General features: G+C 64.4%; 26 protein-coding genes. 18 read left to right on the forward strand and 8 right to left on the reverse strand.

Going from position 1 to position 22532, the window contains the following annotated elements; all coding sequences use genetic code 11:
• The first annotated feature begins 72 nt into the window (after nt 1-72).
• The 8 genes from SR3_RS27010 (at nt 73) to SR3_RS27045 (ending at nt 6725) form a co-directional block, all read left to right on the forward strand.
• Nucleotides 73-2400, forward strand: a complete 2328-nt coding sequence (locus SR3_RS27010; protein WP_068093361.1) for a tail fiber domain-containing protein — start codon at nt 73-75, stop codon at nt 2398-2400.
• Complete coding sequence (locus tag SR3_RS27015) at nt 2400-2819, forward strand: hypothetical protein (protein ID WP_068093365.1); 420 nt, start codon at nt 2400-2402, stop codon at nt 2817-2819. The genes SR3_RS27010 and SR3_RS27015 overlap by 1 nt, the downstream gene beginning before the upstream one ends.
• Nucleotides 2819-3295 carry a glucosaminidase domain-containing protein gene (locus SR3_RS27020; protein WP_068093368.1) on the forward strand — a complete coding sequence of 159 codons (477 nt, stop codon included), beginning with the start codon at nt 2819-2821 and terminating at the stop codon, nt 3293-3295. Before SR3_RS27015 ends, SR3_RS27020 begins: the two co-directional genes overlap by 1 nt.
• Nucleotides 3288-3584, forward strand: coding sequence for a hypothetical protein (locus SR3_RS27025; protein ID WP_068093370.1), 297 nt, complete (start codon nt 3288-3290; stop codon nt 3582-3584). Before SR3_RS27020 ends, SR3_RS27025 begins: the two co-directional genes overlap by 8 nt.
• Entirely contained in the window at nt 3584-3922 is a 339-nt protein-coding gene (locus SR3_RS27030) for a hypothetical protein (RefSeq protein ID WP_068093373.1), read from the forward strand. Before SR3_RS27025 ends, SR3_RS27030 begins: the two co-directional genes overlap by 1 nt.
• Before the next feature lies 1 nt (nt 3923).
• Entirely contained in the window at nt 3924-4139 is a 216-nt protein-coding gene (locus SR3_RS27035) for a hypothetical protein (RefSeq protein WP_068093375.1), read from the forward strand.
• A 151-nt stretch (nt 4140-4290) separates the two neighbouring features.
• Nucleotides 4291-4683 (forward strand): hypothetical protein, encoded by a 393-nt coding sequence (locus tag SR3_RS27040; RefSeq protein WP_157099143.1) that lies wholly within the window; start codon nt 4291-4293, stop codon nt 4681-4683.
• Nucleotides 4684-4814: 131 nt separating this feature from the next.
• Nucleotides 4815-6725 carry a hypothetical protein gene (locus tag SR3_RS27045; protein ID WP_157099144.1) on the forward strand — a complete coding sequence of 637 codons (1911 nt, stop codon included), beginning with the start codon at nt 4815-4817 and terminating at the stop codon, nt 6723-6725.
• 552 nt (nt 6726-7277) lie between these two features.
• Here the strand turns inward: SR3_RS27045 and SR3_RS31690 are convergent.
• Together SR3_RS31690 and SR3_RS27050 are read right to left on the reverse strand one after the other, a co-directional pair.
• On the reverse strand, nt 7278-7634 hold the full coding sequence (locus tag SR3_RS31690; protein WP_157099145.1) for a hypothetical protein: 357 nt from the start codon (nt 7632-7634) through the stop codon (nt 7278-7280).
• Between the two features lie 234 nt (nt 7635-7868).
• Nucleotides 7869-8273 (reverse strand): hypothetical protein, encoded by a 405-nt coding sequence (locus SR3_RS27050; RefSeq protein ID WP_068093385.1) that lies wholly within the window; start codon nt 8271-8273, stop codon nt 7869-7871.
• Nucleotides 8274-8881: 608 nt separating this feature from the next.
• Between SR3_RS27050 and SR3_RS27055 the strand changes: the two genes are divergently transcribed.
• A complete protein-coding gene (locus SR3_RS27055) occupies nt 8882-9079 on the forward strand; it encodes a hypothetical protein (protein WP_068093388.1) in 198 nt (65 codons plus the stop codon).
• A gap of 101 nt (nt 9080-9180) precedes the next feature.
• Here the strand turns inward: SR3_RS27055 and SR3_RS27060 are convergent, their stop codons facing one another.
• Nucleotides 9181-9396, reverse strand: a complete 216-nt coding sequence (locus tag SR3_RS27060) for a hypothetical protein (RefSeq protein ID WP_068093394.1) — start codon at nt 9394-9396, stop codon at nt 9181-9183.
• A 61-nt stretch (nt 9397-9457) separates the two neighbouring features.
• Between SR3_RS27060 and SR3_RS30955 the strand changes: the two genes are divergently transcribed.
• Nucleotides 9458-9649 carry a DUF6771 family protein gene (locus tag SR3_RS30955; protein WP_157099146.1) on the forward strand — a complete coding sequence of 64 codons (192 nt, stop codon included), beginning with the start codon at nt 9458-9460 and terminating at the stop codon, nt 9647-9649.
• A 324-nt stretch (nt 9650-9973) separates the two neighbouring features.
• Here the strand turns inward: SR3_RS30955 and SR3_RS27065 are convergent, their stop codons facing one another.
• The 3 genes from SR3_RS27065 to SR3_RS27075 form a co-directional block, all read right to left on the reverse strand.
• Nucleotides 9974-10180: a hypothetical protein gene (locus SR3_RS27065; RefSeq protein WP_068093397.1), complete on the reverse strand. Its 207-nt coding sequence runs from the start codon at nt 10178-10180 to the stop codon at nt 9974-9976.
• Between the two features lie 286 nt (nt 10181-10466).
• Nucleotides 10467-11693 (reverse strand): pyridoxal-dependent decarboxylase, exosortase A system-associated, encoded by a 1227-nt coding sequence (locus SR3_RS27070; RefSeq protein WP_068093401.1) that lies wholly within the window; start codon nt 11691-11693, stop codon nt 10467-10469.
• On the reverse strand, nt 11690-13270 hold the full coding sequence (locus tag SR3_RS27075; RefSeq protein WP_068093403.1) for an acyl-CoA ligase (AMP-forming), exosortase A system-associated: 1581 nt from the start codon (nt 13268-13270) through the stop codon (nt 11690-11692). Before SR3_RS27075 ends, SR3_RS27070 begins: the two co-directional genes overlap by 4 nt.
• 26 nt (nt 13271-13296) lie before the next feature.
• Between SR3_RS27075 and SR3_RS27080 the strand changes: the two genes are divergently transcribed.
• The 5 genes from SR3_RS27080 to SR3_RS27100 all read left to right on the forward strand — a co-directional run bounded on the left by SR3_RS27080 (nt 13297) and on the right by SR3_RS27100 (nt 16442).
• Nucleotides 13297-14325, forward strand: a complete 1029-nt coding sequence (locus SR3_RS27080; RefSeq protein ID WP_068093405.1) for a GNAT family N-acetyltransferase — start codon at nt 13297-13299, stop codon at nt 14323-14325.
• A gap of 96 nt (nt 14326-14421) precedes the next feature.
• On the forward strand, nt 14422-14682 hold the full coding sequence (locus tag SR3_RS27085; RefSeq protein WP_068093407.1) for an acyl carrier protein: 261 nt from the start codon (nt 14422-14424) through the stop codon (nt 14680-14682).
• A 21-nt stretch (nt 14683-14703) separates the two neighbouring features.
• Nucleotides 14704-15390, forward strand: coding sequence for an alpha/beta hydrolase family protein (locus SR3_RS27090; RefSeq protein WP_068093412.1), 687 nt, complete (start codon nt 14704-14706; stop codon nt 15388-15390).
• Nucleotides 15387-16196, forward strand: coding sequence for a hydrolase 1, exosortase A system-associated (locus tag SR3_RS27095; RefSeq protein WP_068093415.1), 810 nt, complete (start codon nt 15387-15389; stop codon nt 16194-16196). Before SR3_RS27090 ends, SR3_RS27095 begins: the two co-directional genes overlap by 4 nt.
• Before the next feature lie 75 nt (nt 16197-16271).
• On the forward strand, nt 16272-16442 hold the full coding sequence (locus SR3_RS27100) for a Flp family type IVb pilin (protein WP_407668217.1): 171 nt from the start codon (nt 16272-16274) through the stop codon (nt 16440-16442).
• A gap of 157 nt (nt 16443-16599) precedes the next feature.
• Here SR3_RS27100 and trxB read toward each other — a convergent pair whose 3' ends face one another.
• The gene (gene trxB, locus SR3_RS27105; RefSeq protein WP_068093422.1) at nt 16600-17565 is read right to left on the reverse strand and encodes a thioredoxin-disulfide reductase; all 966 of its coding nucleotides are present in this window, start codon (nt 17563-17565) and stop codon (nt 16600-16602) included.
• Nucleotides 17566-17724: 159 nt separating this feature from the next.
• On the opposite strand from trxB, the gene SR3_RS27110 reads away from it, so the two are divergent.
• The gene (locus tag SR3_RS27110; protein WP_157099147.1) at nt 17725-18687 is read left to right on the forward strand and encodes a hypothetical protein; all 963 of its coding nucleotides are present in this window, start codon (nt 17725-17727) and stop codon (nt 18685-18687) included.
• Nucleotides 18688-18748: 61 nt separating this feature from the next.
• On the opposite strand, the gene SR3_RS27115 is transcribed toward SR3_RS27110, so the two are convergent.
• Complete coding sequence (locus SR3_RS27115; RefSeq protein ID WP_068093430.1) at nt 18749-20317, reverse strand: aldehyde dehydrogenase (NADP(+)); 1569 nt, start codon at nt 20315-20317, stop codon at nt 18749-18751.
• 223 nt (nt 20318-20540) lie between these two features.
• On the opposite strand from SR3_RS27115, the gene SR3_RS27120 reads away from it, so the two are divergent.
• Entirely contained in the window at nt 20541-21680 is a 1140-nt protein-coding gene (locus SR3_RS27120) for an aminotransferase (RefSeq protein WP_068093434.1), read from the forward strand.
• A 182-nt stretch (nt 21681-21862) separates the two neighbouring features.
• Nucleotides 21863-22333 carry an EF-hand domain-containing protein gene (locus SR3_RS27125; RefSeq protein ID WP_068093438.1) on the forward strand — a complete coding sequence of 157 codons (471 nt, stop codon included), beginning with the start codon at nt 21863-21865 and terminating at the stop codon, nt 22331-22333.
• Nucleotides 22334-22532 lie beyond the last annotated feature (199 nt).

Consider the following 22532-nt stretch of genomic DNA (forward strand, 5'->3'; position numbering starts at 1 on the left):
GGCAGGGCCTGCGATTCAAGCCGCAGGCCCAGCCCCTTAGACCGGCATCGTTCCCCGTGCCGGTGAGGTTCGATGCCCGTTTCCACCACCAATGCTCTCGACGGCCCTTACATCGGTAATGGGGTTACGACGGCGTTTCCGTTCACGTTCACCATCGTGAACGTGGCCGATGTCTCGGTGCAGATGGCCGGTGTCGCTGTGACGACGGGTTTCACCGTCACGGCGACAGGCCCAGCGGGGCAGGCATCTGCGGGCGGCACCGTTACCTTCGATTCTCCGGTGGCGGATGGCGCGGAGGTGGTGATCTACCTTGATCCGGCGTTCACGCAGGACACCCTGTTTGCAGACGGATCGCCTTGGAAGGCTTCGCCTTACAACAATGCCTATGACAAGGCGGTGCTTCGCGATCAGGTTTTGCTGCGTGAGGGCGGGCGCTCTCTCAAGGTGCCGCTCGGCGAAGACACGGTTATCCTTCCGCCCAAGGCCGATCGGGCGAATACCTTTGCCGGCTATGATGAAAAGGGCGATCCCATTGCGACCAGCATGGCAGTCCTACCGGAAGGATCGGTGCAGGATTACCTGGGTGAGCTGACCACTGTCGCACCATCGCAGAAGGCGGTGCAAGGCGGCTTGGCGGAGCGCGCTACCCTGATCCTCGACAATGTCGAGGCGGTCAGGCGCCAGATCCTCGGCACCACGGCCCTTACCCAGCTGACCGGCTCGACCTATCCGTTTCAGGATCTGGTGAGCGATACCGAGCCGTTCGGCACGGCGGCGTCTCCGCTCGTTCCGGTTTCAGCCTATCCGACCTCCTTTACCACCCTCAAGAATGCCTATGCCTATATCGGGCAGGACCATGTGGGCGGCGTGCAGCTAGCGCTGGACTATCTCCAGATTCGCGGCGCCCCCGACGCGTCCAGCGAAAATCCGAACTACGTCGCGCGCCAGTTCTTCACCAGCGTCACGACAAACATGGGGGGCACCGCCCTTACCATGGCCGACAGCAAGGCCCAGGTTTTCGGTTTCAGTTCGCTCGCTGTTGCGTATTCGGGCGCGACCTGTCTGCGGAACCTGACCTCTGCCGAGATCAATGTGCAGGCCAGCGTTGGCGCCACGGTAGCCTATAAGAGCGGCCTGCAAATCGTAGCCATGCCTGACGACGCGGTTCAGGGAACGGTTTACGATGCTGCCATCAGCCTTTCCAACCAGGCCGGTGCGGTGGGCTTTGGCGTTGGCTTGCTGGTGTCGAGTAATGCAAACGGGCAGCAGAGTGTGTCCAGCGGCGGTACGCTGATCGCGGCCAAGGATTTTCCTGCCTGCGCGAGCGGCGTCAATTTCGATGGCGTCGTCTTTAGCCAAAATGCGTTTTCGTCAAATGGCTTCGCCGTCGATGGTTCCGGCAATGTCACCTCGCCGAATTTGCGCCTTAGCACCGCTGGGGCGGTCATCATCTTCGGATCGAAAGCGACCGCCTCCTCCCAAGCCTTGCAGTTCAGCACCTCTGGCGTCACGTCCGGAATCTATGATTCCGCGATGGTCGCCTTTGGCGGTACTGGAGCCCAAGGCGCCGGCGGCATCCAGTTCGATGTATCGAACCTTCGGCCAGCTGTGGATAATGCGACGACGTTGGGTGATGCGAGCCATCGCTTTTCCCAGCTGTATGCGGCCACCACCACAATCAACACCTCCGACCTCACCCAGAAGAAGGTTTTGGGGAAACTTTCGGACAGCCAATTCTCCTCAGTGCTGGATGCGATTGGCGAGGTCGATCTGATCGCCTTTCAGTTCAACGATGCGATTGCTGCCAAAGGCGCGTCTGTGGCGCGCAAGCATGCAGGCATCGGCGCGCAGCAGGTGCAGGAGCGATTTCAGGCCCATGGACTTGATGCCTTCGAGTGGGGAGTTCTGGGCACCGACCCCGACATGGAGAATGTCGAGGAGGAATATCAGGATCAGCAGCAGGTCACGCGGGTAGCGACGCGTGAGGAACCACAGATCGTCATGGTTGACGGCAGGCCGATGCAGAAGGTTGTCTCCATCACCTATGACGAACCGGTCTTTGACCGCGTAGCAGTGGTCGACGCGTCAGGAAAAGCCGTGATCATCGCTGGCCTTCCGGCGCGCACCGTCCCGGCGACAGACGGCGATGGCAAGATGATCCTGAATGCCGACGGCACCTTCGCATCGACGGTGGTGCCGGCGACTGCCGACGCGCCGCTGACCTATCCCGTGCCCCGCATGGAAACGGTTACCCTTACGCGCACCGTCGCTCAGCAGAAAAAGGCCGAGGACGGAACGCCTGCCGTCATCTGGTCTGTGCGCATGCATGAGTTCTGGGCGCTGCGCATGGCTTATGAACAGCGCGAGAGACTAAAGCTGGTGCCGGCGGTGGGCAACTGATGGCCGATATCAGCCCTCCCCCCTTCTCCTCGTTCGCAAGCTGGACCGGTTGGGCCGCGCTGTTCGCAGCGATCGGTGGCGCCGCTGGTGCATGGTTCAAACAGCGCGTCCCGCTCAAGAAGGTCGAGATGGAAGCCGAAGAGAGGTTTCAGGCCATCCTGCTCCAGCGTGTTGAAGGTGTTGAAGCCGATATGAAGCGTGAGCGGGCCAAGCATGAGGCCGAGCGAGCGCTTGACCGGCACAAGATCCGCAATCTGACGCAATGCCTGGATGCCCTGCTGATGATCCTTGAGACGGCGCCCGAAAAGGCGGTCGAGGTGGTCGCGAAGGTGCGGGCCATGCGCGACGCCCAGATCAAGGCCGAGGCCATCGAGGCCGCCCAGATTCATGCTGCCGAAATCGCCGGAGGGGATCAGTAATGCAAATTATTCCGCAATCCATCGCCGCCTCTGCCATCGCTGCGATGAAACATTGGGGGAGCCCGGCCAGCGTTGGGATCGGTCAATGGGGTTTCGAAAGCGGCTGGGGCAAGAAGGTCAGCGGCAAGAACAACTATGGCGGCATCACCGCGCGCGTGAAAGGCGCGGTCTTTCCGTTCGTTCCCGGTACGCCGATGGAGCCTGCGACGCTTTGCCCCACGCATGAGAATTGGCAGGGCGAGCGCGTGCCCTGCAAGCGGTGGTTCAAGGATTTCGACACGCCCGACGCCTTCTTTGACGCCCACGCGAAGCTGCTGGCCACGTCGCCGCTCTACGCCAAGGCGCGCGCGAAGCTGCCAGATGTCTACGCCTTCGTGGCCATCATGGGCCCGATCTACGCGACCGGCGAAGGTTACGCCGAGACGCTCGCTTCCATCATTCGCACCAACAACCTCACGAGGTTCGACAATGTCTGATATTTCCAATCTTGCGCCTGATCTGGCGCAGGCGCTGGGGCTCAACCCAGCAACTCTCGTCCTTCTGATCTTCATCATCCACCAGGGCTGCAATCTGATCGCCCGTGCCATCCCCAATGATGCCACCGGCTGGCAGGGCGTGGTGCGGCAGATCGCCGCCGTGGTGGGCACCTATGTCAGCAACCGGGTGACCTCGTCCGCGTCCGCGAAGGATATCCTGGCCGCTGCCGCGACCACGCCGCCGATCCCCGAAAAGGTGGCGGATGCCAACGGGGAGGAGAAGGCCTAATGCGCACCATTCATCTCGCCATCGCCTTGTCGCTCTCCACCTCGCTCTGTGCGTGTGCAGGCACGGTGCGGCTCAACGCCAACAAGGCCTTTTTGACCGCTCAGACCGCGCTGAAATCGGGGCAACAGAGCGTCAATGCCGTCTGCTCGGTTCCCGCCGCTCAGACGACCGACAAATGCCAGCAGGCGATCACCCTGATGCACACCGGTGCCCAAGCTGAAGCGGCGGCCTTCACTGCGCAGCAGGCTGGCAACTCGGCCGACCTGGCGACCGCCATCACCACCCTCAACAACCTGCCGGCGCAGCTCGTCGCTCTCGGCATTCTGAAGGCGAACTGATATGGCCATGAGCGAAGAGCAGGCAATCGAACTGCTGGCATCGGCAGCGGCTCTGGCCGCCCAGGTATCCACCCTTTTCCCCACGCTGGTGTCGAACCTGCAGGCCATCAAGGCCGGACTGGCGAGTACCGATGCTGATGCGCTCAACGCGCAGATCATCGATACGCACTCGCAGATTCAGGCGCTGGATGCCCAGCTCCAGGCACTGAAGGTCTAAGGCGGTGCGGCGCCCGCTCTCCGCCCTGACCGCGCTGGTGGCGATCGCAGCGTTTGGCCTCGTGTTAGGGTTGGCAACCCCGGCCCGGGCTCAGCCCAAGATGCCGGCCACCCAATGTTATACTGGCGGCTTTTGCCCATCCATGGGGGTGGTGCTGCTTGATCAGACCGGCAAGCCCATTGGCAGCAATGTTGCGGCCTCTTCCACGCCTTGTGTGGTCTCCGCCACCACGACTGCGAGCACCGTGACCGGCTGCAACAGCGCTGGTAGCGCAGGCGCCTATACCTTCGGACCCTTCGTGCCGCAGGCCGGCTATCCCGTTCGTCTTGTTTCAACTGGGGTTTGGGCGGGATCGATGGCCGTGGGCACCAGCGTGGATAGCTGCGCCACCGTCAACCCGCTGACCGTCGCTGGCACCAGCTGGGGCACCTACACCGGCAACGCCAACGAGGCAGTCGATGTGCCGCCCACCACCGGCGGGGTGGCCTATTGCCTGTCCGTCACCGTCACCAGCGGCACGCTCAACGCCGCCCTCCGGCAATAGCCATGGCCAGAACTGGGGGTATCGAAGTGGGGTATCGCCATTGTGAGGAATGGCAGATTTCCGCCGATCTCCTGTGCAACGCGGCGGATAATTCCTCCGCCGCGATTGGCCCTTTTCCCAAGGATTTTATCATGAAAACGACGCTTTCTCGGCGCCGGTTCGCGGCGATGCTCCCGGGCCTTGTCATGGTGCCCCATCTCGCTGCCGCGCAGGGCATTGATCCTGCAGCGCGTGGCTTGGCGCTCAGCGACAACGTGAAAGACACATGGGCAACATCGCGTGGCCTGAGCCGTCCGGTGGGTGCCTATATGGCTTGCGTGGATATGTCCCAAGGCGCCGTCAGCAGCAGCCTCGGCGATGCTGAGGATCTGTCTGGCCACGGCGCTAACCTCACGGTGCTGTCCAACCTCGGAACTGGGGCATGGACGACGCCCGGTTATTTCACCAGTGTTGCGGGCACTACAGGGCAGGCCGCGTATATCCCGCGCAACTTCCTGAATTACAATCTGGCTACCCAGTGCCTCGTCTTTGCTTTCCGGGTGAAAGCGCCTGCGCCAGCTGCCAACGTCTATATCATGGGCAATGGGCAGCCGAGCGGGGGCGCGAACCTGCAGGGGCTTTTCTTCTCGGCGCGGACCTCTGGCCAGATCGCAGTGTTCGCGAACACATCCGGCGGCACTTCGGCGGGCCTTTACAGCAAGAGCATCGTGTTCGACGGTAACGACCACAGCGTCATGCTTGCGATCGATGGCCCCAAGGGGAACGTCTATCTCTACGTCGATGGCAAGCTGGACGCGGTCGACCGGTTGCCGACGATCGTCAACATCGGGCCGCTGTTCGCGACCTCAAATCTGACCAGCCATTTCTGGTTCGGCTGCGGTGGCGTCATCGATGGCAACGCGACCTCCAACACCACCTATGCCATGGCCTGGTCGGGTCTGTTCCATGCGATGGCGTGGACCGGAAGCCTGCCGCTCAATCTGCGGCATATCGCCAAGACCCTGTCGTCCAACCCCACGAAGATGCTGACCTATGGGGATGTGCTGCTCCCGAAGTCGCGCTTGCTCGTCTCTGTGGTTGGCCAGTCCAATGAAAATGGCGCGGCGACGGAGCCCGCGCAGACCGGGAACCTTGCGGCACCGCACTTTGACCCGATTCCTGCGTCAAAGCTGGCGGATGGCACGGTGACGCTCGGCGGAAATCGTGGGTGGTGGACGAATTTCATCACGGGATGCGGCGAGCTGGGGATCTGGGCCGATGTTCACCCGACCGCCATTGGCACCACATCCCTCCTGCATAACTGGGTGGGCGTGCTGCGGGCCTGGGTGAGCAACATGCTCGTGACGCGCGGCACCTATGTCCTCAACAATGGCAACGTCTATAAAAACACCTTCGGGACCAATGTCTCTGCGCTGAATGCTACCATTCCGGCCGCTTCCACCGTTGCCCCGACCCACACCAGTGGGACGGTGACCGGATCTGACAATATCCCCTGGCTCTTCATGGGTGCGGCCCGCGCCCAGGACGTGGCCGGCTACATCTATCCGCGTACGGATGCCTATTTCGATCCCAACGGCGCGCTTGCGGCGGCCCTGCTTCCGCACACCAACCGTCAGGGTTATGATCGGAAGATGCTGATCTTCAGCATCGGCCAGGGCGATAAGACGATGGGCACCGTCGCCGCCGAGTTCACGCTCGGCATCCAGCGCATGACTGATTATTTCCTGAATGCCGGTCTGGATTATGTGGCGCTGGGCTTCACCTGCTACGGTCTCACGTCTGGCCTCGATGCTTGGTACACCTCGGATCTGATCCCGGGCTGGCAGGCGGCTGTCGCTTCTTATGCCGGGAACCCCAAGGTGCTGCTGGGGGCGAACCTCCGCACCGCGATCGGCGTGATGCCCAACGGGGGCGGGGCAGCATGTCCAGGCCTGCAGAGCGACCTCCTGCATATGAACAATCCCACGCTGGCTTTGGCGGCGAAGGCATGGATCGCTGCGCTGCAGACCGCCGGGGTTTTGCCCAGGGCTGCTATGCTCTGAGGTTGGTGGCTATTTGGTTGGCTCGCTTGGGGCCTCGCGTTCCCCCTCGATCCGGAGCCAACCCTCACAGTGCCATCGCTCGCCTGGTGAGAAGCGGTGGCACTGTGAGCCTTGCATTCAAACGGGTCGCAACCGGCAAATGCAAATGACGGACTTGGAATCGAGAAAGTCCGCTCAGCATGCCTATCGGGTCCGCGCAGAATGAGAAGCGCAAAAACCAGCTAAATGACTGATCTACGTTAATTGGCCAGTGCGCCGGCATGTGGCGCATTGCTCGGGCTATTCGCCTGGGAACATGCTGATGAGGATGCTCAAGATCGTCAGGGCGGTGAGCAGCGCGAATTCAACAATAGGCCGTTTGTCAGCGCTCACTGCATGCCTCACCCAGAGAGGAATTGTGTATCCGGAACGGGCCGCTTTGGCTGCCCGGATACACAAACCACGGATGCAAGCTTTGAGGAGTTTAAGCCCGCTTAACTATATTACGGCAACGGCTGAGGATTTGTAGCCGGGTATAACATAAAAAGGTCGTATTACTCAGATCTAGCTTGCTCAGTCGTGTCGGAGCAGGTTTGGGCATCCGCTGAAAAAATCTCTGGCTTCGAGATATTTGCCGAATTGGTCATCGACCAAATACGCTTGTGCCAGCGGCAGGGTCGGAAGTAGAACCGGCTTATTCCTGTGGTTTTGGGCGCCAATCCTGCGGCAATCTGCCGAAAAGTCAGACCAGAGTTCCCAGAACAAGGGGTCTAATTTTGAGGTGAATCTCGCGAGTGGCATACCCGATGAACCATGCCCGGGCTGGATCGGTTCCTGGCTGATCGGGCGTACCCCGAATGGAGCATCGCTTGAATGCGGGGTATCGGTGGGGGTATCGACCATTTTCGCCGTGGGTCGAAAATAGCGCATTCGCGCCACTCCTGAGATTGTCGCGGCGGAGGGATTATCCGGGTCGTGTGCGGACGATGGTCGGGCGCCAATGAGTGATGCGCTCCCCTCGCAGCGGGTTACCCCAAGCCCATTCGTCGGGGTGAACAACCTCATCTATGAACACATCATCGTTGCCAATGCATATGTCGACATGGGTTCCCTCGGGAACTGGCGGCGGTCCACCTCTGTAGTGGCGCCATGGCTCCGGCTGGCTCATGGCCGGTTTCCCGCGATCTGCTGCGCAACAGCATGGGAGTGTGGATTGCGCGGCCCACCGTTCCGGGCAGCGATCTTGGCGTGGCGAGACAGGATTTCTCCAACCACCTCGTAGACATCGGGAAACCGGTCTTTCCAGCCTTCGAGCGACAGGAAATCCCAATTTCCTGCCTCTGCGATCTCGGTCGCGACAGGAAACGCGGTGGCGACATCGCCCCTGATCGAGCAAACCTTGTGGCCAGTGCCCAGGTGTGTGAGCGACCACTGCGCTGGCCTGCGTCCTTTGGGGGATGGCCGGATCTCCTGCCAAAGTCCCAAACTGCGATAGACGTAGCCGGCCTTCGGTGTCGGCCCAGAGGGCAGCGCCACTTCGAAAGTCTCAGCGCACCAGATATCGGCCATGCTGCCCTTCCATCGGATATGGAGAAAGGGTGGCGGCGCCGAGATCCCCCGGCCATCCGCCACCCAACCCGCTTAACGGCGCGGACCGACCTGTTACGGGTAGCATTCCCGTGGGCTGAACTATGAGGCGGGGCCCAACTCCCAAACTTCCCTGCCAAATCTGGTTTCGATCCAGAAACGGGGCCGTTTAACGACGCCCAAGTCGGCTCGGATGCCCATCGGGCAAAACTGGTGGAAAGGCCCAGGCTTTCGCCGCCTCAAGGGCACCCGCTGACCGGCTGCACCTTCCCATGTCCTTCCCGTAGCTTTCCGGGCTGTCATCACGGTGCCGCGCCGTGCCGCCTACTCCCACCACTCCCCGGTTCGCACCTCTATGGCTCGCCGGATCAACACGAAGGTTTCGCTCGGGATCTCAATTGCCGGTGTGGAGCTGATGCTTCCGGCGTCGCGCGACTGTCTGCTCTCCACTTCAAGACTGGCGTTATGCGAGGTCCGCCAGCCCGCCCTTCGTCCCTGAGGACATGTTCGCGGGATGGTGTTGCCAGAATAGGTGGTGGCATCTATTTGTCAATAGATGGTGGCAACAAAACTGAGGCTCGACTCAATTGATGGTGGCAGATAACCCGTCGCGCGTGGGCAGGACTCGGATCAACGACCCGGAGGAAAAGGTGACGGCGCGGTTCCCGTCGGGCACGCTCGCGCGCATCAAGGCCGCGCTGGCCCCCAAGGAGCCGCAGTCTGAGTTCCTCCGGCAGGCCGTGGAGCGCGAGCTGTCCCGCAGGGCAGAGGGCGAAGACCAGGCCTGACCGCCCCAAAATGTGGGGTATCGGTGGGGGTATCGCGCTCTTGATCGAACCTCACAAAACGGCAGGAATCCGCCATTCCTTATTTGATCGCGGCGGAGGGTTCATCCGCCGCGCCGCCGAGCTTCCATCTGCGCCACAAAGGCGGGCATGTCGGCAAGATTGATCTCTGGGATTGCCACGATCCTGCCGGATCCCGTCAGTTCATCCATCTCCAAGGCATCGCGGATCGCAACCGCATGGCGGCGCACCCATTGAGCCAGCATCTTGTCGCTGACCTTCTGCTCCAGCATCACCTGCAGTTCATTGGATAGGGGCATCGAATCGGCTCCTTGCTCGCTCCATCTTGCGCCAATGTTCCATATATGTTCTCATTTGTCCATGGAACGAATCGACCCCACCCCTATCGCTCAGGCCCTTCTCTCCGCCCCTGGCTGGGCGCGTGCTGGCCTCACGGCCCCCTATGCTTCCATGCGCGAAGATGCCGCGCTCGAGCTGGCGAACGCCATCATCGAGCACCGGCACGATCTGCCGCCGAAGATCGATGATGGCCAGTTAGGGCTGGCCCTGTGAGGTGGCGGGCAGGCGAATACCGGCGGAGAGGCGAGCGACCAGCCTTGTACTTGCCGTCGCGTTCCACCAGTCGGTTGAGCCGGTCTGCAGCTGTGGGCACTCAACCATCTTTCAGTCGGTCGGCCTCTGGTGGCACTTTGAGCGGCGCGGATGGGATGACCAGATGCAGTCCGTGCGGCGGCGCTTCTGGTGCACCCAGTGCCGATCCCTACATCGGCGCAAGGTGGCTCCAGCAAGGATTGATTTGGTGGGGCCAGGACCGCTTGATGTTGTCCTGCCGCTACCGCCCGACGTTGTCTGGAAACGAGTAGCGCGCAGTCTGCGTTAATTCGACCTGCGGCGCACCTCATCGCTGATCCGGGCCGCATCCTCGGCCTCGATCCGGGCGCGCTCGCTGGTCAGGTGGTCCAGCATCACATTGAACAGCTCCAGCGCCTCGGCTGGGGTGGTGATTGGCAGCTCGACCCAGGCGCGATCGAGCGCGGCAGTGACATCATCCTCGGTAGCGGCGCGGAGGTCATCAATGCCCATGGACCAGCTCCTTCTCCAGCCCAGCGAGGCCCCAGATTGGTTTGAAACTGCCTCGCTAAACCATTGGCGAATATGAGGATGGTTTTGTCTTTCTGGCGCAATATTATCAAATGATTTCAGGAATCCCAACTAAACATTGGGTTAGTCATCCACCCGCAAGAGGCCGGTTTTCCGCCGTTTTGCGAGGGTTTCCCCCGGTGATGTCCCTATGGGGGACAGGCGCGGCAGGCCCAGCGTCTCGCCATGGGACGATTCGCGCAAGGGCTTATGCGGGGATTCGCGTATCTCAGATCAGGATTTCGCGCGCCGGCCCCTGGCCGAGGAAGGCCGAGGGGCTGGCCGAGGCGCCATAGGCCCCGGCGCAGAACACCGCCACCACATCGCCCACATCGGCTCGGGGGAAATGGCCCTTGTCTGCCAGCCGGTCGAGCGGGGTGCAGAGGCAGCCAACCACGCTAGCCTCTTCCTCGGGCTCGGCATCGAAACGCGTGGCGATGGCCACGGGATAGTTGCGCCGCACCACGGTGCCGAAATTGCCGCTGGCCGCCAGCTGGTGATGCAGCCCGCCATCGGTGACGAGGAAGATGTCACCGTGGCTTTCCTTGCGGTCGAGTATGGTGGTGAGGTAGACGCCCGCCTCGCCGGTGAGAAAGCGGCCCATTTCCATGGCCAGCTGCGTGTCTTTCAGCACATCGGGGCGGTTGTTCAGGCGCTGCCCCAGCGCGTCGCCGATGGGGGCGAGGTCCAGCGGCGAATCGCCGTTGAAATAGGGAATGCCAAGGCCGCCGCCGATGTTGAGATGCGGCAGGGGCACATCGGCCTGTTGCGCCAACTGCACGGCCAGATCCAGCACCTGCCCCTGAGTCTCGGCAATCGCCGCGCCATCGAGCGATTGCGACCCGGCAAAGATATGAAACCCGCGCCATTCCGCGCCCGAGGCCACGATCTCGCGGGCCAGAGCGGGCACCTTGTCGGTGTCGATGCCAAAGGGTTTGGCGCCGCCGCCCATCTTCATGCCGCTGCCGCGCAGGTCGAAATCGGGGTTCACGCGGATGGCCAGACGCGGGGTCTTGCCCAGCTTCTCGGCGATAATGAGCGCCCGGCGCGCTTCTGCGGCGGATTCGAGGTTCAGGGTGACGCCCTGCATGATCGCCGCCTGCAGCTCGATATCGCGCTTGCCCGGCCCGGCGAAGCTGATCAGCGAGGGATCGAGACCGGCCTCGCGCGCCATGCCCAGTTCGCCGCCGCTGGCAATGTCGAACCCGTCGACCAGCGTGCCCATCAGGCGCAGCAGAGGCGCGAAGGGGTTGGCCTTGACGGCGTAATGCAGCGCCAGAGCCTCGGGCATGGCGGCGCGCAAGGCCGCCACCCGCGCCCGGATCATGCCGGAGGAATAGACGAAAGCGGGCGTCGCCCCGGCCTGGGCGATCAGTTCGGTGATCTTCACGCCGTCCACCGCCAACACGCCGTCGCGCGCGGCAAAGCCTGCGGGAATGGGGCCGAGGGGCTTCATGCCTGCGCCTCCAGACCAGCGCGGATCTCCTCGAAGAGACCGGTGCGGTCGAGCTTGCCGTTGGGGCCGATGGGCATGGTCTCTTTCCAGTGGATCACTTTGGGTTGCATGAAATTGGGCAGATCGGCGGCGAGCTTTTTGGGAAGCAGCCCCTCCGCGTCTTCTGCACCCGGCACGGCGCGCACCACCAGATGCACCGCCTGACCCAGCCGCGCATCGGGCAGGCCCAGCGCCACCGCCTCGGCCACAAGCCCTGTGGCGAGGGCGGCATCCTCCACCTCCTGCGGGGAAATGCGGTTGCCCGAGGATTTGATCATCGCATCGCGCCGCCCCACGAAATAGAGCAATCCGTCCGCATCGCGCCTGACCCGGTCGCCCGACCACACGGCCATGCCGCCATAGATGCTGCCTTGCGGCGCGGGGCGATAGCGCTCGGCGGTGCGCTGGGGATCGCGCCAATAGCCCTGCGCCACCAGCGGCCCGGTGTGCACCAGTTCGCCTTCCTCATCGTCCGCCGCGATTCCGCCCGCATCGTTCACCACCAGAATTTCGGCATGGGGGATGGCCTTGCCCATGCTGGTGGGGTGGGTGTCGATCAGCGATGGGTCGAGATAGGTCGAGCGGAAGGCCTCGGTCAGGCCATACATGGCGAAGAGGCGGGCATCAGGGAAAAGCGTGCGCATGCGCCGCACCAGATCGACCGTCAGCGCGCCGCCGGTGTTGGTCAAGCGGCGCAGTTTGGCGGCGGTTTCGGGGGGCCATTCGGCTTCGGTCAATTGCACCCACAGCGGCGGCACGCAGCCCAGCGTGGTGATGCCGTGGCGCTCCACGGCCTTCACCACATCGCGCGGGGTGAGGTAATCGAGCGGCGCGGCGCTGCCCCCGACATACCAGTGCGAGAGCAACTGGTTCTGTCCATAGTCGAAGCTGAGCGGCATCACCGCCAGCGCGCGGTCATCGGCCTGCAGCCCGAGGTAAGTCGCAACGCTCTCCGCGCCCAACCACAGATTGGCATGGGACAGCATCACCCCCTTGGGCCGCCCGGTGGAGCCGCTGGTGTAGAGAATGGCCGTCAGGGCATGCGGATCGGCCTGTGACGGGGCCAGTGGCGGAGCGGTTTCAGACAGGGCCAACGCCCCGGCTTCCTCCAGCGTCGCGCAACCATCCGGCAGATCACCCGGCTCCAGCGTGGTCAGGCGCGATGGCGTGGCGATCAGCAGCACCGCCCCGCTGTCGGCCAGAATATGCGCCACCTGCGCACGTTTCAGCAGCGGATTGATCGGCACATGGATGCAGCCCGCACGCGCGGCGGCCAGCGGCAGCAGGCAGGTCAGCTCTCCCTTGGCGGCCCAGCTGGCCACGCGGGGGCCATGCTCGCCACCAAAAGCCGCTTCTCCCAGACGATTTTTCAGCCAGCCGGCAAGGCGGGCGACACGCGTTCTTAAGTCCTGCCAGCTAAGCACGCCGCTACGCAGCACCAGCGCGGGGGCCTCATCCCCGCCGCGCAGAGCGAGGTGATCGAGCGGAAGGGCCGTGATTTCGGCGCTTTTACCGGTAACGTCGCTGGAATAAGGCATGATGAAATGAAACGGGGCCTTTTGTCGTGATCTCGCTGGCTTATCACGCCGATCTTAAGGAAGTTCAACGCGATTGCGCGCTGGCGGATGCTTTGGCGCTGGCTGCGGGCAGCGAGCCGGGCGTGGCCGGGCCTTTCGACCGGCTGGGCTGGTGGCTGGCGCTGCAGCAGGAATGCGCCGTCGCGCCGATTCTGGCGGTGGCGCGACAGGGAGACGCACTGGCCGCCCTGCCCTTGGCGCATGACGATCAAGGGCTGAAGGGGCTGGCCAACTGGTACACCTTCCGCCTGCGCGCGCTGCTCACACCCGGCGCCGATGGCCCCGCCCTGCTGAAGGCTTTGGCGCGCGAGGTGAAGCATCGCGGCAGCCGGCTGACGCTTTCGCAGATTCCGGAAGAGCAGATCCAGCTGCTGGCCAAGGCTTTCCGCGCCGCCGGATGGGTGGTGCAGGTGGCGACTTGCGATATCAACCATTGGCTGGATGTGGCCGACCGCTCCTATGCCGACTATCTCGCCGCCCGCCCCGGCCCTTTGCGCACCACGCTGAAACGCAAGGCGAAGAAGGTGACCTGCGAGATCCATTGCGACGTTTCCGAAGCGATCTGGGCCGATTACGAGGCCATCTACGCCGCCAGCTGGAAGGGCGAGGAAGGCTCCATGCCCTTCCTGAAACGCTTCGCCCGCGAGGAAGCCGAAGCAGGCCGCCTGCGCCTGGGCCTCGCCCGCGCGGAGGGCAAGCCGGTCGCCGCGCAGCTCTGGACCGTGGAGGCGGGCACGGCCTTTATCCATAAGCTGGCTTATATCGAGGAGGCCAAGCCGCTCTCGCCCGGCACCAGCCTCTCCGCCGCGCTGTTCCAGACGGTGATCGACGAGGACAAGGTGCGTTTCGTGGATTTCGGCACGGGCGACGATCCCTACAAGCGCGACTGGATGGAGCAGCAGCGCAACCGCTGGCGCTTGCAGGCCATCGATCCCCGCGCGGTGAGCCAATGGCCTGCCCTGGGCCGCATGTGGGCCTCGACCTTGGTCGCAAGAGTCAAGAAGCGGGGCTTGTGAGCTTTTAAGCGCTCCATTAAAGCCGCCGTAAGATTTCTGAACGAGTAACCATGTTCAGAACCGAAACAACAGAAGCATAACGCCCAAAGGGACAGCATGACCAAGGATATCGACCTTACATTGCGCCGGATTCTCGGCGATGTTCTGGGCCTCAAGCCCGCGCAGGTGGAGGCGCTGAACGAGGACAGCGGGTTGTTCGGCCATCTGCCCGAACTCGATTCCATGGCTGTCGCCGGCCTGCTGACCGAGATCGAGGACCGGCTGGACATCGTGATCGAGGACGATGAAGTCGATGGCGATCTGCTGGCCGATTATGGCGCGCTGCTGCGCTTCGTGCAGGGCAAGGTCGCGGCCTGACTGGCGCGCAACGGGGGGCACATGCGCTATACGGACTGGAGCTTTACGGCGCCCGATGGCAGCCGCCATGCCGATAGCGCGCTATGGCTGGGCGAGAGCGGTCCGCGCCTGCTGATCGTGCCCGCACTGCTGGATGAAGGCCATCGCCTGCGCCGTCTGTCGGTCGAGGTGATGCGGCGGCTCGCGAACAGCGGCATCACCTGCATCCTGCCCGATCTGCCGGGCACGGGCGATTCGGACTTTCCCCTTGAGCAGGCTGATCTGGCGCTGTGGCGCAAGGCGATGGGCGATCTGGCGCAAGACACCGGCGCTCAAGCCGTGTTTGCGCTGCGTGGCGGGGCTCTGGCGGCGCCGGAGGGGCTAGCGGGCTGGCATTATGCGCCCATCAAAGGGGCCAGCATTCTGCGCCAGCTGATCCGCGCCCGCATCATCGCCTCCCGCGAGGCCGGGGTGGAAGAGCGGCAGGACGCACTGATGGAGCAAGGCCGGGCGCAGGGCCTCGAACTGGCCGGATATCGGCTGGGGGCGGCGATGATCGCTCAGTTGGGAGGGGCCCAGCCTGCGACGGAAGGCGTCTCCCCGATCGATCAGGAACTGGTGAGCGGCGCGCCCCTCTGGCTCCGCGCCGAACCGGGCGAAAGCCGCGAACAAGCCGATGCTCTGGCCGCCATCCTCGCCATCGGCCTGCGCGATGGAGCAAAAGCATGAGCCGCCGCCGCTTCACCATCCCCTGCGAGGGCAGCGCCATGGGCGCGACGCTGGATGGCCGTCTGGAAGGCGCAAAGGCGGCCTTGCTGATCGTTTCGGGCGGGAACGAGATCCGCAGCGGCACCTGGGAAGGTCAGGCCTGGCTGGCGGCGGAGGTGGCCCGTGCGGGCTTCCCCGTGCTGCGTTTCGACCGGCGCGGCGTGGGCGACAGCGAGGGGGCCAATCTGACCTATCGCGGCTCTGGCCCGGATATCGCCGCGGCGCTGGGCTGGCTGCGGGCGCAGGCCCCTCAGGCGCGGATCGTGGCTTTGGGCAATTGCGATGCGGCCAGCGCGCTGATGCTGGGCGATGGTTGCGGAGCGGACGGGGTGATCCTCTCCAACCCGTGGACCTTCGAGGGCGAGGAGGAAGGCGCCAGCGCCGAAGCGCAGGCCGACGCGAAAGTCTCCAGCCTGAGGGCGCATTATCGCGCGAGGCTGGCCAATCCGGCGGCGCTGCTGCGGCTGCTGACGGGCAAGGTTTCGCTGCGCGGTCTGGTGGGCAGCCTGCTCGCTCTGGCCAAGCCGCGCGCGGCGTCAGCGCCGGACAATCTGGCCGCTCGCATGATGGCGGGGCTGGGGCGGTTTTCAGGCCCGGTCTCGATCCTGATCGCCGGGCAGGACCGCACGGCGCAGGCCTTTGTGGCCGGCTGGCATGCCAAGGATCAACGGCTCGCGCGGTGCGAGGGGGCGAGCCATTCCTTTGTCGAGGCGGATGCGAGACTCTGGCTGCTGCAACAGGTTATCAAGAGTCTGGATGGTATCTGACCGGCAAGAAGGGAACAATTTCCTTCACCAACGATTCGGGTCACTATGCGTCGCACACCATCCAGACTTTCCTTGTTGCTCAAACGCCTCGTGGTGGATCAACGCGCGGCGACGGCCATCGAATATGGCCTGATCGCGGCCCTGATCGCGGTGGCCGCGATCGTGGCGATGCGCGGGCTGGGCAATCAGCTGAAAACCACCTTCAACACCGCTTCCAGCGCGATGAGCGCGGGCCCGTCGGCCTGACGCAAACAGCGCCGCAGGCCAAAACCTACGGCGCTGTGAATGCGTGCTCTTGGGCTTGGCCAGGGCGTAACCTAGTCATGAAAGGGAGCGCGAGGGGCGCCTTGGCTTGTCGCGCGCGACAAGCGCTCGCGAAGGGGCCCTCGCATTCCTTTTCCCTTCAGCCTTCCACCTTCTCGCGCTTGGCGAAATCCAGCGCGGCGACGAAACGCTCGGCGTCCAGCGCGGCCATGCAGCCGGTGCCGGCGGCGGTGACGGCCTGACGGTAGGTGTGATCCATCACGTCGCCCGCCGCGAAGACGCCGGGGATGGCGGTCTTGGGCGTGCCGGGCTCGACGATCAGGTAGCCGCCGTCATCCACGGCCAGCTTGTCCTTGAACAGCTCGGTGGCGGGCGCGTGGCCGATGGCGACGAAAGCCCCCTGCGCGGGCTCCACCGAAGTCTCACCGGTCACGGTGTCGGTCAGCTCCACGCCGGTCAGGGCGCCGCCCTCGGCGCCGACGAAGCGGTCCACGGCCTTGTTCCACAGCACCTTGATGTTGGGATGGGCGAAGAGACGCTCCTGCAGGATACGCTCGGCGCGCAGCGAATCGCGGCGGTGGATCAGCGTCACGTCGTCGGAGTGGTTGGTGAGGTAGAGCGCCTCTTCCACGGCGGTGTTGCCGCCGCCGATCACCACCACCTTCTTGCCGCGATAGAAGAAGCCGTCGCAGGTGGCGCAGGCCGACACGCCCTTGCCCGAGAAGCTCTGCTCGCCTTCCACGCCCAGCCACTTGGCCTGAGCGCCGGTGCAGATCACCAGCGTATCGCCCTCATAGACATCGCCCGAATCGCCATAGGCGCGGAAGGGCGGGCCCGAAAGATCGACCGAGGTGATCGTATCCCACATCATGCGCGTGCCGACATGCTCGGCCTGGGCCTGCATCTCCTGCACCAGCCAGGGGCCCTGCACAGCCTCCCGGAAGCCAGGGTAGTTCTCGACATCGGTGGTGATGGTCAGCTGGCCACCGGGCTGCAGGCCCTGCACCACGATGGGGTTCAATCCCGCGCGCGCGCCATAGATGGCCGCCGTCAGCCCCGCCGGGCCGGAACCGATAATCAGCATGCGAGTCGAATGCGTCGTCATGAAAGAATTCTCCTTGCCGCCGAAATAGGAAGTCGCAGCCGGAATGGAAAGGTATGCTGGAGCGCTAAACCACAGTTTGAGCCCCCAGATGCCCTCTGCACAGAGCCCGAATGGTGTGTTACACCTTTGGTTCACCTAAGTTTTGCTACGGAGCGATCCGTGATCTGTCGGTTGCCCGCTTCTCCCCCTCCGGGTTTCTTTCCGGTGCGTGCCAGCTATGCTCTGGCGATGATGAGTTGTGTCTGGGCCCTGCCATTGCAGGCCCATACCCCGCATGAAACGGCGCAGATCATGGCCCAGCACATTCTGGCGCCCGACCATCGCATGCTGACCAACCGCGGCCCGGTGGTGATGAGTGACAATCCGGTGCCGGAAGAAGGCACGCCAGACAGCGCCGGGGCGGGCATCGCCGATGCCGCCGCCGCTGGTCTCGCCCCACCCGATCTGCTGCCGCCGATGGTGGGCGTCACCGCGCTGGACACGGGCTTTCCGGATTTCGCCGATGCGCTGCTGGCCGAGGCCGGGCGGCAGATGGATGCGGGCATGGCCGATGAGGTGCTGGCCAGCGTGGGCCGGGTCTATCGGGGGCGGATGGCGCTGATCACCCATAAGGTGACCGACAGCGATCCCTTCCACGCCAAGGCCCCCCGCGCCCTGCCCGGCGACGATCCGGATATGACCTGGGACCGGCTGAACAATCACAATTTCGGCTCGTCGCGCACGCTGGCGGTGGCGGTGAACAACAAGTTCAACGGCTTTTCCAGCATGGCCACAAATGTGCGGCTGCAACACAGCACCGGGCCGGTGGATGTGGAGGTGAAGGTCTCGGGCTGGCAGGGGCTGAGCATGGCTCAGGCCATGAGCCTGAGCTACAACAGCATCGCGCTGGTCGATCTGAACAAGAACGTGAAGGTGGGCATGACCGCCAGCGGCAGTCTGGGCACGCTGAACGCGCTGACCCCGGCGCAGGATCAGGTGGCGGGGCCGGTGGCGCGCTTCAAGCTGTTCGGCAATGGCACCTCGCTCTCGGCGGAGACGGGGTACAGCTTCCGGGTGCGGCAGGAGAGCGATCCCGGGCTCAACCGCTTTCACGCCAATCTCAATCTGAACGTGAAGCTGTAACGAAAAAGCGGCGGCTCCTTTCGGAACCGCCGCTTCCTTCATCGGCAGGATGGAAGTTCGATCAGCGCTCCCACACACCGTTGATCTTGCGCGGCAGGCCCCAGGGGTTGGCCTCCTGAAGCGCGGGCGGCAGCAGGCCATCGGCGATGTCCTGATAGCAGACCGGACGCTGGAAACGCGTCAGCGCCAGCGTGCCGACCGAGGTGGTGCGCGCGTCGGAGGTGGCGGGGAACGGCCCGCCATGGACCATGGCGTGGCACACTTCCACGCCCGTGGGCCAGCCATTGGCCAGCACGCGGCCCACGCGGTCGACCAGACCCGGCAGGATCTGCGCGGCGACGGCATTGTCGCTCTCGACGCTGTGGATGGTGGCGGTCAGCTGGCCTTCCAGCGCGGCGATCACGGCGTTCAGCTCGGCCACATCCTTGGCGACGACGACGACCGAGGACGACCCGAAAACCTCATGGCCCAGCGCTTCATCGGCGATGAAATCGGCGGCCTTCGCCTTGAACAGCGCGGGGCTGCAACGGTTGAGGCCCGCTTCCTTGCCCGTGGCGACGCGGGTGGCGTTGCTGTTGGCGTCCAGAGCGGCGACGCCCTTGGCATAGGCGCCCGCGATGCCCGGCGTCAGCATGACGGCGGGATCGACACCGGCCAGCGCTTCGCTGGCGGCGGCGATGAAGGTGTCGAGATGCTCGCTTTCCAGCGCCAGGATCAGGCCGGGGTTGGTGCAGAACTGGCCCGCGCCCATCGTCAGCGAACCGGCGAAAGCCTTGCCCAGCGCCTCGGCCTTTTCGGCCAGAGCGCCCGGCAGCAGCACGACCGGGTTGATGGCCGACAGCTCGGCATAGACCGGGATCGGCTCCTTGCGGGCCTGCGCCAGCTTGACCAGCGCCAGACCGCCAAAGCGCGAGCCGGTGAAGCCAACGGCCTTGACGCGCGGATCGGTGACCAGCGCGCCGCCCAGCTCGTTCGAGCGGCCCGGCAGATAGGAGAACACACCCTCGGGCAGACCGGCCTTGGCGACAGCGGCGGCGATGGCGCGCGCCACCAGCTCACCGGTGCCGGGGTGCGCGGGGTGGCCCTTGACCAGCACCGGGCAACCGGCGGCGAAGGCCGAGGCGGTGTCGCCACCGGCCACGCTGAAGGCCAGCGGGAAGTTCGAGGCGCCGAAGACCACCACCGGGCCCAGCGCGACATTCATGCGGCGCAGATCGGGGCGCGGCAGGGGCGCGCGGTCAGGCATGGCGGGATCGATGGTGACATCGAGGAACTCACCCTTGCGCAGCTCGGCGGCGAAGAGTTTCAGCTGGCCCATGGTGCGGCCACGCTCGCCCTCCAGACGAGGACGGGGCAGGCCCGATTCGGCCATGGCGGTCTCGATCAGCACGTCACCGATGGCGAGGATCTCCTCGGCCACGGCGTCGAGGAAGTCGGCGCGGGCGTTGGGATTCAGGCCCGAGAAGACGGGATAGGCGGCGGCGGCCAGTGCGGCGGCCTCCGCCACGTCAGCCGTGGTGGCTTCGGACACCAGCGGGCCGAAGTTCTCGCCCGTGGCGGGGTTGACGGACTGGAACCCGCCCTCGTGCTTGCGCGCCGTGGCGCCGATCAGAATGCTGCCGTCGATCATGTGTGTTTCCTTGAAGGATGCTGCGAAAGAGGTGCGGTTTGGAGGCGATATGGGGGCAAAACCGGGCAATGACCAATGCGTCCTTGCCATCAATCTATACCCGGAATGAGGAATCAATCGGTCATGGCAGGGAGTTTATGGTAGCGCAATCATTTTGAGCACACGCCCTTTGCCTCGGCTTTGCGCTTGGCACAGGCACCCGGGCTGGCCTAGGCTTCCACCCATGACCCAGAACACCACGATTTTCGAACGTATGTCAGCGCTTTGCCGCAACAGCGATGCCGTCAATCTGGGTCAGGGCTTTCCCGATCTGCCCGATCCGCCCGAACTGATCGAAGCCGCCCGCCGCGCCCTGATCGACCGCTCGAACCAGTATCCACCGATGCGCGGCCTTGCCGAACTGCGGGCGGCGGTCTGCACCTATTACGCCCAGACGCAGGGCCTGTCGCTCGATCCCGCCGAGGTGATCGTCACCTCCGGCGCCACCGAGGCGCTGGCCGCCACCATCCTCGCGCTGGTCGAGCCGGGCGACGAGGTGATCTGCGTCCAGCCGCTCTACGATGCCTATGTGCCGCTGATCGAGCGCGCGGGCGGCATCCCTGTCTTCGTGGACCTCAAGCCCCCGGCATGGGATCTGGACATCGGCGCTCTGGCCGAGGCGATCACCCCGCGCACCGCGATGATCCTGCTCAACACGCCCAACAACCCCACCGGCACCATGCTGCCCCGCGCCACGCTGGAGGCCATCGGCCAGCTGGCCGAGGCCTATGACCTGATCGTGCTGTGCGACGAGGTGTGGGAAGGCATGATTTTTGACGGCACGCCGCATATATCGCCCCTCGCCATCCCCTCGCTGCGGCAGCGTTCGGTGAAGGTCGGCTCGGCGGGGAAGATCTTTTCGCTCACCGGCTGGAAAATCGGCTGGGCCGTCGCTGCGCCTGACCTTGCCGAGCGCATCGCCGCGCGCCACCAGTTCCTCACCTTCACCACCCCCACACCCTTGCAATGGGCGGTGGCCGACGGCCTCTCGCTGGGCCGCGACTGGCTCTCCGCCCATGCATCGCGCTATTTCCTTGGCCGCCGCGCGCTGATCAAGGGGTTGGGCGAGGCGGGCTACAGCCTGCTCCCCGCCTCGGCCACATGGTTCGTCACCGTCGATCTGGCCGCCTCCGGCTTCACCCAGACCGATGCGGTGGTGGCCGAAAGGCTGGTGAGCGAAGGCGGCGTGGGCTCCATCCCCGTCTCGGCCTTCTATGCACAGAACCCCCAGACCCGCTATCTGCGCCTCTGTTTCTGCAAGATGCCCGAAACGCTGACCGAAGCGGTGGACCGCCTCGCCCGCTTCCGCGCCCAGCGGACCTGATCCGACGAGCCGGTCCCCCCGCGCGCCCACCGCCGTGACAATTGACGACACGATGTGACAGATGGCGCGTTATTCAGACGCTATACAGGCCGCATCCGCCAGACGAGGCGGCAAAGCACCCCGCCGCCGCCTGGCGGCAAAAGGCACCATGCCGCCCCGCACAGCGGCAAAGGAGAGATCGCATGCGCCCACTGCTCGCCACCCTCAACCCTGCCCGCCTCGGCCTGCTGACTCTGGCCGCCGCCGCTGCCGCCACGGGCGTGGCCGCGCTGGCCCAGCCGCCCGAAGGTGGCCCCGGTGGTCCCGGTGGTCGTATGAACCCCGCGGAGATGATCATGCGCGCGGACGCCAACGGTGACGGCAAGGTCACCAAGGAAGAGTTCGTCGACGCCCAGTTCAAGCGCATGGACCGCAATCAGGACGGCGTGATCGACGCCAAGGACTTCGCCGACCTGCCCGCCGAAATGGCCGACCGCCAGAAAGAGCGCGTCATGCGCGCCGACGCCAATGGCGATGGCAAGGTCACCAAGGAAGAGCTGGCTGCCAACGCCACCCGCATGTTCGACCGCTTCGATACGAACCACGATGGCGCGATCACGCGTGAAGAGGTTGAGGCTGCGGTCGCCCAGATGCGGCAGGGTCAGGGGCAGTAAGGGTTTTGTAGAAAAGGGAAAATGCGAGGGGATTATCCCCTCGCGCTCCCATTTTTTGTCAGCCTTGGCGCTTCGGGTTCAGCCATAGAGCAAGGTCGCCGCGCCGCAGGCTTTCATGATCGAAAGGCGCCTAGGCTTTTTGCCTGCGGCGCCTTTTGTTGTGCTGGTGGAGAGGCTGGGCGCACCCATCGGGTGCCAC

The organism is Novosphingobium rosa NBRC 15208 (assembly GCF_001598555.1).
GTDB lineage: Bacteria > Pseudomonadota > Alphaproteobacteria > Sphingomonadales > Sphingomonadaceae > Novosphingobium > Novosphingobium rosa.